The sequence below is a fragment of the Noviherbaspirillum sp. Root189 genome (assembly GCF_001428545.1).
In the GTDB taxonomy this organism is placed as follows: domain Bacteria; phylum Pseudomonadota; class Gammaproteobacteria; order Burkholderiales; family Burkholderiaceae_D; genus Noviherbaspirillum.
The window spans coordinates 78,967-94,291 of the sequence record NZ_LMHZ01000010.1 but is presented as its reverse complement, the minus strand read 5'-3'; the positions used below and the strand labels follow the sequence as shown (position 1 = coordinate 94,291).

Annotated in this window: 9 protein-coding genes; 1 reads left to right on the top strand and 8 read right to left on the bottom strand. The window is 59.5% G+C overall.

Annotated elements, in window-relative coordinates; genetic code table 11:
• Positions 1–30 precede the first annotated feature (30 nt).
• From ASE07_RS07320 to ASE07_RS07295, 6 genes are read right to left on the bottom strand one after another with little or no spacing between them, the layout of a single operon-like run.
• Positions 31–807: a lysophospholipid acyltransferase family protein gene (locus ASE07_RS07320; RefSeq protein ID WP_057290162.1), complete on the bottom strand. Its 777-nt coding sequence runs from the start codon at positions 805–807 to the stop codon at positions 31–33.
• A gap of 12 nt (positions 808–819) precedes the next feature.
• Positions 820–2,106, bottom strand: a complete 1,287-nt coding sequence (locus tag ASE07_RS07315) for a dihydroorotase (protein ID WP_057290161.1) — start codon at positions 2,104–2,106, stop codon at positions 820–822.
• A 3-nt stretch (positions 2,107–2,109) separates the two neighbouring features.
• Positions 2,110–3,069 carry an aspartate carbamoyltransferase catalytic subunit gene (locus tag ASE07_RS07310; RefSeq protein ID WP_057290160.1) on the bottom strand — a complete coding sequence of 320 codons (960 nt, stop codon included), beginning with the start codon at positions 3,067–3,069 and terminating at the stop codon, positions 2,110–2,112.
• A complete protein-coding gene (gene pyrR / locus ASE07_RS07305; protein WP_200960895.1) occupies positions 3,062–3,574 on the bottom strand; it encodes a bifunctional pyr operon transcriptional regulator/uracil phosphoribosyltransferase PyrR in 513 nt (170 codons plus the stop codon). Before pyrR ends, ASE07_RS07310 begins: the two co-directional genes overlap by 8 nt.
• Entirely contained in the window at positions 3,561–3,950 is a 390-nt protein-coding gene (gene ruvX / locus ASE07_RS07300; RefSeq protein WP_057290158.1) for a Holliday junction resolvase RuvX, read from the bottom strand. The genes pyrR and ruvX overlap by 14 nt, the downstream gene beginning before the upstream one ends.
• A gap of 2 nt (positions 3,951–3,952) precedes the next feature.
• On the bottom strand, positions 3,953–4,618 hold the full coding sequence (locus ASE07_RS07295) for a YqgE/AlgH family protein (RefSeq protein ID WP_082583998.1): 666 nt from the start codon (positions 4,616–4,618) through the stop codon (positions 3,953–3,955).
• Positions 4,619–4,700: 82 nt separating this feature from the next.
• Here ASE07_RS07295 and ASE07_RS07290 point away from each other — a divergent pair, with 82 nt between their 5' ends.
• Positions 4,701–6,203, top strand: coding sequence for a cryptochrome/photolyase family protein (locus tag ASE07_RS07290; protein WP_057290184.1), 1,503 nt, complete (start codon positions 4,701–4,703; stop codon positions 6,201–6,203).
• Between the two features lie 313 nt (positions 6,204–6,516).
• Here the strand turns inward: ASE07_RS07290 and ASE07_RS29605 are convergent, their stop codons facing one another.
• Positions 6,517–12,852 (bottom strand): hybrid sensor histidine kinase/response regulator, encoded by a 6,336-nt coding sequence (locus ASE07_RS29605; RefSeq protein ID WP_235548374.1) that lies wholly within the window; start codon positions 12,850–12,852, stop codon positions 6,517–6,519.
• Between the two features lie 118 nt (positions 12,853–12,970).
• Positions 12,971–15,307: a methyl-accepting chemotaxis protein gene (locus tag ASE07_RS07280; protein WP_057290156.1), complete on the bottom strand. Its 2,337-nt coding sequence runs from the start codon at positions 15,305–15,307 to the stop codon at positions 12,971–12,973.
• Between the last annotated feature and the right edge of the window lie 18 nt (positions 15,308–15,325).

The window sequence follows — 15,325 nt, the reverse complement described above, 5'->3', positions numbered from 1 at the left end:
TTCCCTCTGCGCATTCATCTGATTGATCTACTAATACTTCTCCGTCTGGCCCAGCTCAACGGTCTCAGCCGAACTCCACTGCCGCAAGGCGCCGGCAACAGCACGATGCGCCAATTCGGCAATGTCACGTCGATGCGAACCCGGCGGTGTTTCAATCGGCGGCAGCATGGTCAGGTGTGCCGTCATGCCGCCGGACTTGAGGACGGTCACCATGCTTTGCACAAAGGTCATCTCGCCAATGAAGTTCGCTGCGGGATGCAGACGCCCTGCGCTGTCGGTGTAACGCACCGCATAGGGCTGCACCGGTACTTGCGCTTCAATCGCGGCCTCAAACAGGTTGGCATGAAAAGGCAACACCTGCCCTTGCGCCGATGTCGTCCCTTCGGGAAAAAAGGCAACGCGCTCGCCCGAATGCAGGCTGTTCACCAAGCCTTGATAGATTCTGCGCACATCACGCAATTTGCCGCGCGATATGAAGATCGTTCCGGTTTTTTCGCATAGCCACCCGATCAGCGGCCAGTCACGGATATCGGATTTGGCGACGAAGCGGCAAGGCTCCAGCGAATTGATGACGAAGATATCGAGCCAGGACACGTGATTGGACACAATCAACGCACGTGGCGCGGCGGTGACGGCATGCGGCTGCTCGATGATGACGCTGATTCCGGACAGGCGAACCAGCCTGGCGGACCAGCGCTTGATGCATACCTGGCGCCCGGCATGATCCAGAAAGGGGAACACGAACGCGCACGTGGCGAGCCCCTGGAACAGGTGCAACACCACGCGCAGCAAACGCAGACCGAGCATTCCGGCGGACCGTCAGCGACTGAACGCGATATGGCCACCAACGATGGTCGCCCTGACCTGGCCCGTCATTTCGTAACCAAGGAAAGGCGTGTGTTTGCCCTGACTGGCCAGCGCCTTTGCATCCACCTTCCAGCGCGCCGTGGGATCGAATATGCAGATATCCGCGGCACTGCCTACCGACAGCTTGCCGCAGGACAGTCCAACAACGCTGGCCGCATCCGAGGTCAGTTTTGCGATCGCACGCGATAACGGACGGTCTGATTTGTCGAGACATTCCTCAGCCCACTTCAGCGCCAGCGGCAGCAGCAACTCAAGCCCGGTTGCACCCGGCGATGCCTCGCCGAATGGCAACAGCTTTTCATCGTCGTCGACCGGTGTATGGTCGGAGCAGATGACATCGATGGTGCCGTCACGCAGCGCCTCGCGAATGGCGTCGCGGTCGCGTGTCGAGCGCAATGGCGGGGTCATGCGGGCATTCGAATCAAAGAATCCGATGTCCACATCGGTCAGGTGAATATGGTGCGCGCCAACGTCGCAGGTGACTGGCAAGCCTTCCTTCTTGGCCGCCCGCACGAGGTCGAGGCCGGAAGCCGAGGACATGCGGCACAGGTGAACGCGCGCGCCGGTGGCGCGCATCAGTTCGAAAATGGTGTGCAAGGCGATGGTTTCGGACATGACCGGCACGCCGGACAAGCCGAGGCGCGAAGCCACCGGTCCGCTGTGGGCAATGCCGCCGATGCTGAGGTGCGGGTCCTGGGGACGCAGCCATACCGTGTAATTGAAGGTTTTCGCGTACTGGAGCGCCCGGAGCAGCACGGTGGTATCGACAATCGGCTCTTCGGCCTGCGAAAAACCGATGCAGCCGGCTTCGGTCAGTTCCGCCATCTCGGTCAGCGAATGGCCTTTCAGGCCCATGGTCAGCGCACCGAGCGGGTAGACGTTCGCCTGGTTCAGGCTCTTGGCCCGGTACTTCAGCATTTCGACCAGGCCGGGCTCATCGAGTACCGGGTCGGTATCCGGCGGGCAGATCAGGCTGGTCACACCGCCCTGCATTGCCGCCTGCATTTCGGATTCGAGTGTGGCCTTGTATTCGTAGCCTGGTTCGCGCAAGCGTGCGCTCAGGTCGACGAGGCCGGGCGCCACGATCATGCCTGTCGCGTCGACGCTCTTGTCTGCGGTGAAGCCCTCAGGTGCCTGTCCAATCGCAGCAATCCTGCCGTTATCGATATAGACATCGTTTTGCGCGTCAATGCCGTTGGCCGGGTCGATCACGCGGCCATTCTTGATCTGGAGTTTCATGAATTAATTTCCTGCCAAAATACTCATCACCGCCATGCGCACCGCAATGCCGAAGGTCACCTGCGGCAGGATCACGGCCTGCGCGCCATCGGCAACCGCCGAGTCGATTTCCACACCACGATTCATGGGACCCGGGTGCATCACGATGGCGTCCGGCTTGGCAAGCGCGAGACGCTCCGGAGTCAGTCCGTAGCTCTTGAAGAATTCCTGTGCGGAGGGCAGCAATGCGCCAGTCATGCGTTCGTTCTGCAGGCGCAGCATGATGATGACATCGACACCTTTCAAACCTTCATTCATGTCGGTGAACACCCGCACACCGAGCTGCTCGAGCCCGCCCGGCAGCAAGGTGCGCGGACCGATGGCACGCACTTCCGGTACGCCCAGCGTGGTCAATGCATGAATGTCGGAACGAGCGACGCGGCTGTGCAGGATATCGCCGACGATCGCCACCGTCAGGTTGGTGAAATCCTGTTTGTAATGGCGGATGGTGTACATGTCGAGCAAGCCCTGCGTCGGATGCGCATGGCGTCCGTCGCCGGCATTGACCACATGTACATGCGGCTGATTGGTGTCGATCAGGTGCTTGGCAATCAGGTAAGGCGCGCCGGACTGCGCATGGCGCACGACGAACATGTCGGCATGCATCGCGGCAAGGTTGTCGATGGTATCGAGCAGCGATTCGCCCTTGCTGGTGCTGGATGCCGAGATATTGAGATTGATGACGTCGGCGGACAGGCGCTTGGATGCAATCTCGAACGTCGTGCGGGTGCGCGTCGAATTTTCGAAGAAGAGGTTGAAGACACTCTTGCCCCGCATCAGCGGCACCTTCTTGACTTCGCGGTCGCTGATGCTGACGAACGACGACGCGGTATCGAGAATATGGTTGACGACTGCTTTCGGCAGGCCTTCAATGGTGAGCAGGTGCTGCAGCTCGCCGTGTTTATTCAATTGCGGGTTATGCATGGTCCACCGTCAGGGAAAACCGGCCGTCGTCGTCGCGGCCTAATACGAGTTGCTGGTCAGAAGTCAGGGTTACGGTTTGCGCGACAAAATCAGCTGCAATCGGCAGCTCGCGCCCACCGCGATCGACCAGCGCGGCAAGGCGGATGCGCGCTGGACGTCCGTAGTCGAACAGTTCATTGATCGCGGCGCGCGTGGTGCGCCCCGTGTAAAGCACATCGTCGACCAGGAGAATGGTCGCGCCTTCTACCTCAAACGGGATCTGGGTCGGTTTGACCTCGGCATGCAAGCCCTTCTCCGCATAATCGTCGCGATAAAAGGAGACATCGATGAAACCAAGGCGACCTTGCCCCTCAAGATTCAGTTCCGTCGCAAGGCGTTCGGCGAGCCATGCGCCGCCGGAGTAGATGCCCACGATGGCGACATTGTCGGCGTCGCCCAGGCCGGCTTTGACACTTTCAGCCAATTGCCGGTACAGGGCTTCCGCGTCGAGATTAAGATTCGGCATATTCGTCAAAGTATTGTTGCAAAATGATTGCGGCAGCGGCATCGTCGATCACGTCTCCACGACGCTGCGATAGGACGGCGGAAGAGTAACGCTCATCCACAAGCACGACGGGAAGGCCGAAGCGGCCATGAAGTTGATTGGCGAAACGGCGGCAGCGCGCCGTCATCTCATGCTCGGTGCCGTCGGGATGCGTCGGCAGTCCGACCACGCAGCGTTGCGGTTGCCACTCCCGGATAAGCGCTTCGATGTCGGCAAACCTGGCGTCGTTGGTGGCGGACGTGATGACAGTCAGCGGCTGCCCTTGCTGAAGCAAGGTATTGCCGATGGCAACACCGATCCGCTTGAGGCCGAAATCAAACGCCAGTACCGTTTCCACAGTCAGGCATGCCCCATGTCGCCGGTCAGCATCATGGGATCGATGCCAAGCAATTTCATGGCAGCGAAGAAACGTTGTTCCACCGGAAGGTCAAAGATGATATGGGAGTCGGCGCGGACCGTCAGCCAGCCGTTGCGCGCAATTTCCTCTTCCAGCTGCCCGGCGCTCCAGCCGCAGCAACCCAAGCTGACTAGCAGGCGGCGCGGGCCGTCACCGGAGGCGACCGCTTCCAATACATCTTTCGACGTCGTCAGCGCGATCTCTTCGTTGACCGGCAACATCGATGAAAATCCGCCGTGCGGCGAATGCAGTACAAAGCCGCGTTCCACCTGGACCGGTCCACCAAACATGACCGGCTTCTTGTCTACCGAAGCAGCACCGAGTGCATATTCAGGATCGAGTTCAATGCGCTCCAGCAGCACGTCCATGGTCATGTCGGTCGGCTTGTTGATGATCACCCCGAGCGCGCCATTATCGTTATGCTCGCACAAGTAGACGACCGTGCCGCCAAACACTGGATCGAGCATGGAAGGCATTGCGATCAGGAAATGGTCAGCAAGATTGAGCCCGGTATCGGCGCCTGTTTCGGGCGCATCCGAAAATTCGGCCGCGCTCCGGGCAGCCCGGGCTCTGGAGGACGATATGCGTGCTTTACTGGGTTTCACCATGATGCGCATTTTACCAGTTTTGCCGTATGCTCCATCCCGGTCGGTCCTCAAAAATCTTCCCCTGTACGATCAAAGGTCTGCAATGCAAGAGTTCAACAAGTCTCTGGTATGGTTTCGCCGCGACCTGCGCAGCTTCGATCACGCGGCGCTCTATCATGCACTGAAGCAAAGCCGCAGCGTCTATTGCGCTTTCATTTTTGACAAGGACATTCTGGACTCGTTGCCCCGGCAGGACCGACGGGTAGGCTTCATTCACGCCAGTATCGTCGAACTGGACACCGAACTGCGTCTTCTTGGCGGCCACCTGATCGTACGGCATGCCCCTGCTGCACAGGACATCCTTGCACTGGCTAAGGAATTGCAGGTTGATGCGGTGTTTGCCAACCATGACTATGAACCGGCTGCGGTGGCGCGGGATGCCGCTGTCGCCCACGCGCTGGAGCGCGACGGAAAGGTTTTGCGTACTTACAAGGATCAGGTGATATTTGAAAAAGATGAGGTGCTGACCTTGTCCGCAAAACCATTCTCGGTCTTTACACCGTACAAGAATGCGTGGCTAAAGAGATTGCATGCAGCCGATGATGGTTTTTACCTGAAGGCCTATCCGGTCGAAACGTATGCCTCCCGGCTGGCACCACCCGATAAGCATGCGCGGCCGGAGACGCCATCGCTGGCGAAGCTCGGTTTCGCACCGGTCGATCTTGCGCAATTCGGCATTCCACCCGGCATGTCGGGCGGTGCAGAGTTGTTTGCAGAATTTCGGGACAAGCTGGGCTATTACGATGAAGCCCGGAACTTCCCCGCAGTCGAAGGCACTTCGTATCTTTCGGTGCATTTGCGTTTTGGGACGGTGTCGGTACGCGGGCTCGCCAGACAAGCGGTGGACGCGATGCGACAACCCGGCACTGGCAACGGCGCGGCCACCTGGCTATCGGAACTGATCTGGCGGGACTTCTATTTCATGATCCTGCATCATCATCCACGAGTGGCGGAGCGATCGTTCAAACCGGAATACGACGCTATTCGCTGGGAAGACGGTGAAGCGGGCGAGGAACTGTTCCACGCATGGTGCGAGGGCCGCACCGGATATCCGCTGGTGGACGCGGCCATGCTCCAACTGAACCGAACCGGTTTCATGCACAACCGTCTGCGCATGGTCACGGCCTGCTTTCTGATCAAGGATCTGGGCATAGACTGGCGCCGTGGCGAGCGCTATTTTGCGGAGCAGCTGAATGACTATGACATGTCGGCCAACAACGGCGGCTGGCAGTGGGCATCGTCGTCGGGCTGCGACGCCCAGCCGTACTTCCGTATTTTCAATCCAGTTACCCAATCAGAAAAATTCGATGCGCAGGGCAAGTTCATCCGGCGTTACCTGCCGCAGCTCTCACGTGTCCCGGACAAGTGGATCCATGCCCCATGGCTCGCACCCACGGCGGTCTTGCGTGACGCCGGCCTGGTTCTTGGTACCGATTACCCTTTCCCTCTCGTGCAGCACGACGAAGCGCGGCAACGCACATTGCAGCGGTATGCGGTTGTGAAGAAAGTGAAGACTGAGCTTACTCCGATAGAAGAAGACGAGTGAAGGCGTTGCGACCTATGCTGTTTAGTTGCATCGCTGATCAGCGGGCGCCACGCCGCACCTGGCATGTTGAAAGGTGCGCCAAACAAAAAGGCCCGCATAAATGCGGGCCTTTCTTCACTTGCACCAAGCAGCACGGTTACAGGTGGCGCTTATACCAATCCCAACCCATCACGCACCATGAGATCGTGTCTTTTTCCGCCTGCCGGCGTTGCACTCGTCGTCAATAGCCCGCTATTGACTCCTCCTGCGCCTTGCCAGTCAAAAAAATCCATCGATCTCATTCGTTACGTTATAGGTTGGGATTGGTATTACCTCAGGAAACTGTCACATCCTTCTTCACAAAACCCGCGATCAGTCCAAGCAACTGGTCTTCCTGATAGGGCTTGCCGAGATACTCATTGACACCAAGTTCCAGCGCATAGTTACGATGCTTGCCCGCAGTACGCGAGGTGATCATGATGATAGGAACATGCCGGGTGCGTTCGTCGCCGCGCACATTGCGTGTCAGGTCGAAACCATCCATGCGCGGCATTTCGATGTCGACCAGCATGACATCCGGCGTGATCGACTGCAGGTGCTCGAGCGCATCCACGCCATCCTTTGCCAGCACGACCTGATACCCTTCGCGGGTCAGCAGGCGCTGCGTGACACGACGCACCGTGAGGGAGTCGTCGACCACCATCACAATGTTTTGCGTACGCAAGCCCTGTACCGGTCCACTCTTGGGCGATGACGGTTCGTGTGCGGACATTTCCGCAACCGCACCCATCGCTTCAGGAACGTCGGTCGCCATGATGCGCGGCGCGCGGATGTTTTCCAGCGCCGCACGCTGTGCCAGCGGAACCGGATTGAGGATCAGTACGATGTCGCCGGAACCGAGCACGGTTGCGCCCGCGATGCCGATCATGCGTGATAGCTGGGGACCGATGTTCTTGACCACGACCTCGCGGTTACCCATGATTTCATCGACGTGCACTGCGACCCGGTCATTGCCGCTCTTGAGGATCAACAAGGGTGAATAGTGCTGCGACACGGGCGATGCCTGCTTATTACCGAGCAGCGAGGACAGGTAATGCATCGGCACGCGCTGACCCTGCCAGATAACAGCGCCTTCGTTATAGGCGGCAGCCAATGCATTGGTCTTGAGTTGCTGTACCTGTTCGACCAGTCCCGATGGCAGGGCATACGTGAGGCCACCGGTCGAGATCAGTACTACCTGTGTTACCGCCAGTGTCAGCGGCAGGCGGATCGTGAACTGCGTGCCTTTGCCAGGTTCGGTCCAGGTGGTCACCCGTCCGCCCAGCGCAGCCGCTTCCGAGCGCACAACGTCCATACCTACACCACGTCCGGCGAGTTCGGTGATTTCTTCGGCGGTCGAAAAGCCGGGATGGAAGATCAGGTCGGTCACTTCGTCATCTGACAAGGGCGCCTCGTTGGTCAGCAAGCCGATCCGCTGAGCCTTGTCGCGAATACGACCGACGTTGAGTCCCTGGCCGTCATCCGAGAACTGGATCACGACTTCATTACCTTCCTGGCGCACTTCCACCAGCAGTTCGCCGGTTTCGTTCTTGCCCGCAGCGCGGCGTGCGTCGCGTGTTTCCACGCCGTGCACGATCGCATTGCGCAACAGGTGTTCGAACGGGCCGGTCATCTTTTCGAGAACGCCGCGATCGATTTCAACGGCACTGCCGCGGATGTCGAGGTTGACGCGCTTGTCGACTTCCTTGGCGGCCTGGCGGGTAACGCGGAACAGACGCTCCGAAATGCTGGCGAACTGCACCATGCGCACACGCATCAGGTCCTGCTGCAGGTCGCGTGTCAGGCGTGCCTGGATCGACAGGTCGCCAACGGCGCTGTCGAGCGTGCGGCTAAGGTTCTGGTGCACCGAGCCGACGTCATTGACGCTCTCGGCCATCATGCGGGTCAGTTCCTGCAGGCGCGTGAAGCGGTCGAACTCCAGCGGATCGAATTCGCGATCGCCGGAAAGGGCCATGCGCGAGGTAATCTGGGTTTCCGCCTGCATTTCGATTTCACGCAGCTGATCGCGCAAACGGCTGACGTTGTCGGTCAGTTCCGACAGCGATTGCTTCAAGGTCCCGACTTCCGTTTCGAGCTTGGAACGCGAGATCGATACTTCACCGGCCTGATTCACAAGGCGGTCGAGAATATCGGCCCGTACACGGACCAGCGGAGCGGGAACCGCAGCGGATGGTGCGACGGCCCGGTTTGCCAGCGGTGCAGGCATCGCCGGATTGACGGACGGAACCGGCATCAGTGGCGAAAGCACGACCGGACCAGAACTGGCGGCATGTGCCGCAGCAACCGGCGTCATGTCTCCGACGGGCGCCTCGGCCACCTGTGTAGCGGCAGGTGCTGCGGCAGAGGGATTCTGCAGCAGTTCGAACATATGCTGTGCCTGGTCGTAGCGGATCAGCAGGTCTTCCAGCGCAAGCGGCTCGGGAGTACCCAGATGCATGATGTTCTCAATGCGGGTCTCCATATCGTGCAGGTGCTGGCCGAGGTTCATCGCACCGGCCATGCGTGCACTGCCCTTCAGCGTATGCAACAGGCGCAGCACCGACTGCGGCGCGGCGATGCTGCTGCCCTGCTCCTGCCAGCCGCGCAATGCGGTACCCATCTGCGGGAACATGTCGCGACCTTCTTCCAGGAAAACTGGCAAGAGGTCGGCATCCAGTTCATCACGAATGGCGAGCGATGGATCGGCTGCCAACTCCGATTCGGCGCTGGTGCCTGCCAGCGACGCAACGGGCTGAGCGGCTGCGGCCAGTATCAACACGTCCTGCGTTGCCGCAGGCTGCATATCAACTACGCTGTCAATGACGTGATCAAGTTCGGGAATCAGCGCGCTGTCGCTGTCCTCCAGCGCCGAAATATCTGCAAAGGCGTCCGCATGCGGCAATTCGAGTTCAGCGACAGGAAGCACATCGGGGGATGTGGACGGCAGATCCTGCGTGTCCGACAGTTCAGCCATCTGTGAGCGCAGCTCGATATCGCGCCGCAGGTTGTCCAGGACGCGCACATAATGCGGTTCGTCCGCCGGCATGTCGCCGAGAGCAAACTGTTGCAGCATGGCTTTGAGTCGCTCGATAGTCTGCTCAAGCGTGTCGTATTCGTGCAATTGCAGGTGCACCGGGCGGCGCATCAGGAATTGCAAGACCTTTTCCAGCGCGTGGGCGACTTCATGCAACGACATGAAGCCAACGGTCGCGGAGCTTCCCGCGAGCGAGTGTGCGGCGTGGACCGACTGCACGCTGACTTCACGGTCCGGCTCATGGCGCCATTCGGAAATATCGTGCGCGAGAACGCGGACCAGCTCATCGGTTTCGGCCAGATAGATGTTGTGCAGCGGCACGCTGATTTCGAGGTCGCCGATACGCTTGACGTTATCGTTGACGCGTACTTCGGGCGCATGCATGGTCGGAAATTCGATGACCTCGGCAATGGCCGGTGTCGCTGGGGGCGGAGCCAGATGCGCTGTCTCAGTCTGCTCGTCCACGGCTTCCAACTCTGACAGGACGACAGCTTCGGACATGAGGTCTTGTTGAGCGAATTCGTCTTCGGATAACAGTTGTACGTCGGCAAGCAGGTCGGTATCGGCGTTCTCTTGCGTCAGCGCTTCAACGGCTTCACTGACTTCACTGGCTTTGTCGGCCTCAGTGATTTCATCGACCTTGATGGTGTCAACCTCACTTACTGGTTCAACGAAGTCAGCCACAGCTGCCGGTCCCGGCGCTTCAGCAATATCACCAATATCCGCGCTGTTTGCATTACCCGTATCCATGTCCAGCGCTGGCAAGTTATCGCTAGCCGACAGTTCATTCGCCGAAGCGATCAACTCATCCCTGCTGCCCGGCACGGCGAACATCGCCATATCGGCATCGGACATTGGCAGTTCTTCAACCAGTGGCAGGTCGGAAGGCACGACGACTTCTTCCGCTTGCGCATCTGAGACCGATGCTTCCCCAGACTCCTGCTGATGGATCTCGGGCAAGGGTGGAAGATCGAATTCAGATACGAAGGGGACAGGCGTTGCCGCGGCAGCCTGTTCAGCCGCAGGCGTTTCGCTTGCGGCTTCTTCTTCGTAGACGAACTGGCCGCCTGCCTTGACGCGTTCAGCTGCCCGTACCAGGGCATCCGGCGTTCGGTTGGAACGACCAGTTTGCGTGAGATCCTGAACCCAGTCGCCCAACACGACTACCGCCTTGTCGAGCAGTGCATACAGTTCATGGTCGCCGCCGCGCGATTCTGACAGGCGTAGGTTCAATACCTGCTCGATGCTCCACGCCGCTTCGCCGAACGCTACAAGACCGACCATACGGCCGCTGCCCTTGAGGGTATGGAAGGAGCGCCTCAGGGTCGTCAGGTGTTCCTGGTTGTGCGGCTGGTTGCGCGAGTCCGGCAAGGTTTGCAATACCGTGCCGAGAACCTCTTCCGCTTCGAGCAGAAAGATTTCCAGCAGTTCGGCATCGATTGCCTCGTCGCTTGTCGGGGCAACCATGGGTGGCAATACCTCCACCGCTTGCACCGCCGGTACCGTGGCGGTGATGATCTCTGCCAGCGCCTCGCTGGAGGACGAAAAATCTGCCCGCTGCAGGATGTCAATACCGGCTTGTGCACGATCATTTGCTTCAGGATTGTCGACCAGCGTCGCATCCTGACGAATCTTTTCCAGCGATTCCTTCAGCTGTTCCTGGAGCGCATGGTTATCCGGCTGGGCACTGAGGGACATTGCCAGTTCTGCCGATTGTTGCTGATGAAAAGCGAGTTCGTCTTCGACAGTCTGTACGGACGCTACGGCGGCGGGCGAGGCGGATTCAGCGGCAATTTCCGTCTCGCCCGCGCTGAAATCCGTCACGACCGGCTCATTGATTTCCGGGTCGCCGGTGCCGCCCGGTTCGATCAGGTTTGCACGAAACAGGCCCTGTCCTTCGTCGAACGAGAAACGGTCCTTTGCACTATCGGGCTGATGCTGCAGGGTTTCAATGAAGAAGCTGAGTGCGCCGACGTTCTGGGCAACATGCTGGAAGTCCTCGACGGCTGGCGTGCCTTCGTCGGATACCAGGAAATTCTGCACGGTCTTGCGGGTGTGCTGGATGGTGCGCATTGCGTCATCCTGGTCAAGGACCGCCATGGCGCCTTCGATCTGGTGCAGAACGTGGTCGAGCTGCCCAAGTGCATTGCGCTGCGCGGGGTCGCGGAAGTATTCATCCAGCATCTTCTCGACCTGACGCAGACTGTTCTGCATTTCACCGGCCAGCGCGGTCATGGTCTGGCGCTGCTGCGCCTCGCGTGACATATCGTCCAGCCAGGGCATAGCCTGTGCGGGTTGGTCGCCAGTGACGACCGCCAGCAGACGGGCCGTCATGGCGTCCGCCCGTTCCGTGAAATTCTCTGGCAGGCGACCGATCTGGTTCAGCGAGTTTTCTATGAACAGCAGGCTGGTTGCCATTTCGAGGCCGAGAATATCGCCCGGCTTCGCATGGGCAGCATGACGTGCAATGCCTTTGAGCTCACGCAGCAACTTTGTGAGCGGCGGAGAATTGAGCCGCGATCCGGCCTCGGCCAGCACACGCATTTCATGTTCGAACGATTCAGCAACACTGGCGTCACCGCCGACGATGCGATTCCACATAGTTTTGGCCTGGGACAGGCGGTCCTTGGCCAGCGCAAGCGCGTCGCCGTCGATCTGACCATAACGCTTGCGGTCGTAGTCCTCGGGAACGAGGCCGTCGAGCTGGTAGACGCGACGAATTTCGCGTGCACGCGGCGAAGGATCTTTGGCCTTGGCGATAAAGAACAAGGCATCCCGCAACAGCCGTTCGGCAATACTCGACGATCCCTGGCAGAGCCGGCGAATTTGCAGGTTGATGCGCGCAAACAGCTGCTTGACGTAAATTTCGTTTTCGATCTGGCCGCCGGCAACCGCTTCCGTCAGGCCATGCATGACCCACCAGAATGCCCGGATCTGCTGATTGGTTTGCAGACTTTCTATTTCACCGACGATATCGCGCATGACCGCCGCATTGGCCAGTTCGGCATCGCGGTCGCTGCTCTTCAGGAACGGCAGCAATGCCTTTTCGAAGCGCTGGCGCAATCCGACGTAACGGGCAGGCTTGACCTCCTCAACCGAGGCCGGCACCGGCATCTTCGGGCGCACCGCCAGATTGGGGAAGAACAAGTCGGCCGGATGGATCCGCTCGGCGCCACGTACTTCCAGCAATGCACGGTAATACGGGAACAACCGGACCGGCTGGTGAGACATGCCGGCCAGCAGTTCATCGAGATACTCGGTCAGGGCCTGATAACCGGTCGCGATGGCTTGCGCAAGCTCGGCGCTCAGGGTCAGCTGTCCGGCATCGACCCGATCAAGCAGATCTTCGACGGTTTCAGTGATGATCGCAACGCCGTCGACGTCAACAATCTGCAGCGCGCCATGCGCCTGGTGCAGATAGCTCTTCGCATGACGAATCGCGGTCGCTTGCGTTTCGGCGTCTTGCGTGACGGCTTCCTGGACAGAGGTCTTCGAGCGGTTAAGGGATTCTCGGATTTCCCCCATTACCCAGGAAAGCGGGCCGGTGTCGAAGGTCTCGCGAGCACCGTGCGATGAGGTGGAAGATGGGGTGGTCATGACTGCCTCGCGGGGTCAAAAGGCAGCGCACCAGACCGGTGCGCTGCCTGGTATAACGGTAGAACTACAGGGACCGCGTACGGACGCGGCCCGTGACGTCTGGTTCGGCGTCAAGTGATCACGCGGTCACCCGGAAGCGGGATACCGAGTTCTTGAGCTCTTCGGCCAGCTTGGACAGTTCGCGAATTGACTGCGCGGTCTGCTGGGTACCCTGTTGCGTCTGCTCGGTTACCGTCAGGATGTTCTGGATGTTTTGAGCAACGCCGTTGGCCGAGGTCGCCTGCTGTTCGGTCGCTGCGGAAATGCTCTGGATCAGGTCCGCGAGGCGATTCGACACGCTACGGATTTCAGACAGCGCCGCACCGGCCGCGTCGGAGAGTTTGGCTCCTTCAACGACACCCTGTGTGGATTTTTCCATCGCGGCGACCGCATCGTGGGTATCGGTCTGAATCGTACGCACCAGCGCGCCGATCTGCTTGGTCGCCTCGCCGGAACGTTCCGCGAGGCGCTGCACCTCTTCCGCAACCACCGAGAAGCCGCGGCCTGCTTCACCTGCCGAAGCCGCCTGGATCGCCGCATTCAGCGCCAGCACGTTGGTCTGTTCGGTAATGTCGGAAATCAGTTCGGTGATTTCGCCAATCTCTTGCGAGGATTCGCCGAGGCGCTTGATTCGCTTGGACGTTTCCTGGATCTGTTCACGAATTTCGTTCATGCCCTTGATTGCGTCTTCCACCGCCCTGGCGCCTTCCTCCGCAGCGGACACTGACTGGCGGGCAACTTCGGCGGATTCATTCGCGGACTTGGAGACGTCGGTAATCTGCACCGCCATTTCGAGTACCGCCTGGCCGGTTTCCTGAATCTCGCGCGACTGTTTCTGCGACGCGTCCATCAGGCCATTGGAAATTTCCTGCGCCGTGTTCGATGCGGCGGTAACCTGTTCCGCAGTCTTGGTAACCCGGCCTACCAGGCCACGCAGTTCTTCCACCGTGTAGTTAACCGAGTCGGCGATCGCACCGGTGATGTCTTCCGACACGGTAGCCTGCACGGTCAAGTCGCCGTCCGCCACTTCCTGCAATTCGTTCATCAGACGGAGAATCGCAGCCTGATTCTGATCATTGGCGCGCTTGGCTTCATCTTCCTGACGCATCGCCTGCAGACGCTGCTCGTCCGCTTCCTGGCGACGCTGGTCAGCCTCCTTGGTACGGTTGCGGCTGTCCTGCAACAGGACCAGCGCAATACCGACCGCGGCAAGCAACGCACCGGCGGCGCTGGCCATCATCAGCCATGCCGACCAGTGCTGGGAATCTTCCTCTGCGCGGTAGGCTTTCTGCAGGTTGGTGATGCGTTGCTTGAGCGTCTCGTTTTCCGCAAAAATCAACTGTTCGGATTGTTTTGCGGCAATGAAGTTTTGCAGGTTGCCGAGAATGCTTGCCACCGACTGCTGGTATTCCGCAAAGGTTTTCTGCAGTTCGAGCAGTTTTTCGCGGGTGTCTTGATCCGTGGTCGCGGTCAGGCGCAGCACCTCGCTGCCGTTCAGGAAGCCTTCGGTAATGTCGCGGAAAGTATTGGTGTCCTTGCCGAGCAAGAACGCCGTTTCCGGGTTCACACCTTCCGATGTCAGGAATTCATTGGCGCTTCGGCCGAGACGCTGCGTCAGCATCACCAACTGGCCGGCAGCGGAAATTTCACGTGGAGATGCGCCGCCCTGGGCTTTCAGCGTCGCGATCTGCTCGGTCAGCTCCAGCAGGACTGGGGAAAGCGTGTTGAGCTTTTGCAGTGTGGTACCGAAGCCGGTCAGCTCTTTCTTGAGCTTGAGAATCGTGTCCGAGGCTTTGTCGGAATTGATCCAGATCTTCTGCGTTTCCTTGAGGATCGCTTCCATCTGCGCATCCGGTGTCGCAATGTCACGGCCCTGATAGTCACCGCCATTGAGCAGCACGTTCAGGTCACGGTTGAATTCCTTGCGGCTTTCCGCGAGCTGCTTGAACGCTTCCAGGTTACCCTGAATCGCATTCGGTGCTGCCTTACCGATACGCTGCGAGTGCATCAGCGCGTCACCGGCGATTTGCGTCTGGGTCGAAGCCAGCGAGGAGTGGCTGTTATTGACCCAGACGAAGCCGGCACCCATCACCAGCGATGCGCCCAGCATGCCGAGCAGGATGCGGACCTGCTGCTGCAGCGGCAGGTTGCCGATCAGCGGCAGGCGGATATCGCCGCCTTTTTCGAGCGCATCGCCGAGGAACGTCGCATTCAGGTTACGCTGCGGATCGGCAGCCGGCGCTGCAGCAACTTGAGGTGCGGCAGCGCGCGTTGCCGCCTCGGTGACTTTGGTGACGGTATCGCCGCCCAAAGATTGCTCGGGAGTGTCGAGAACGACTGCGTCGCCCGCAACATTGGCTTCCTCAGCAAATGCTTCTTTTTTATCGTTAGCCAAGAACGGTAATTTAAACGCCATTACTGAGTCTCCTCGTGA

Excerpts from the sequence above, each read along its gene's own strand:
- ASE07_RS07320 (WP_057290162.1), bottom strand. The coding sequence starts at position 807 with ATGCTCGGTCTGCGTTTGCTGCGCGTGGTGTTGCACCTGTTCCAGGGG.
- ASE07_RS07315 (WP_057290161.1), bottom strand. The coding sequence starts at position 2,106 with ATGAAACTCCAGATCAAGAATGGCCGCGTGATCGACCCGGCCAACGGC.
- ASE07_RS07310 (WP_057290160.1), bottom strand. The coding sequence starts at position 3,069 with ATGCATAACCCGCAATTGAATAAACACGGCGAGCTGCAGCACCTGCTC.
- pyrR (WP_200960895.1), bottom strand. The coding sequence starts at position 3,574 with ATGCCGAATCTTAATCTCGACGCGGAAGCCCTGTACCGGCAATTGGCT.
- ASE07_RS07295 (WP_082583998.1), bottom strand. The coding sequence starts at position 4,618 with ATGGTGAAACCCAGTAAAGCACGCATATCGTCCTCCAGAGCCCGGGCT.
- ASE07_RS07290 (WP_057290184.1), top strand. The coding sequence starts at position 4,701 with ATGCAAGAGTTCAACAAGTCTCTGGTATGGTTTCGCCGCGACCTGCGC.
- ASE07_RS29605 (WP_235548374.1), bottom strand. The coding sequence starts at position 12,852 with ATGACCACCCCATCTTCCACCTCATCGCACGGTGCTCGCGAGACCTTC.
- ASE07_RS07280 (WP_057290156.1), bottom strand. The coding sequence starts at position 15,307 with ATGGCGTTTAAATTACCGTTCTTGGCTAACGATAAAAAAGAAGCATTT.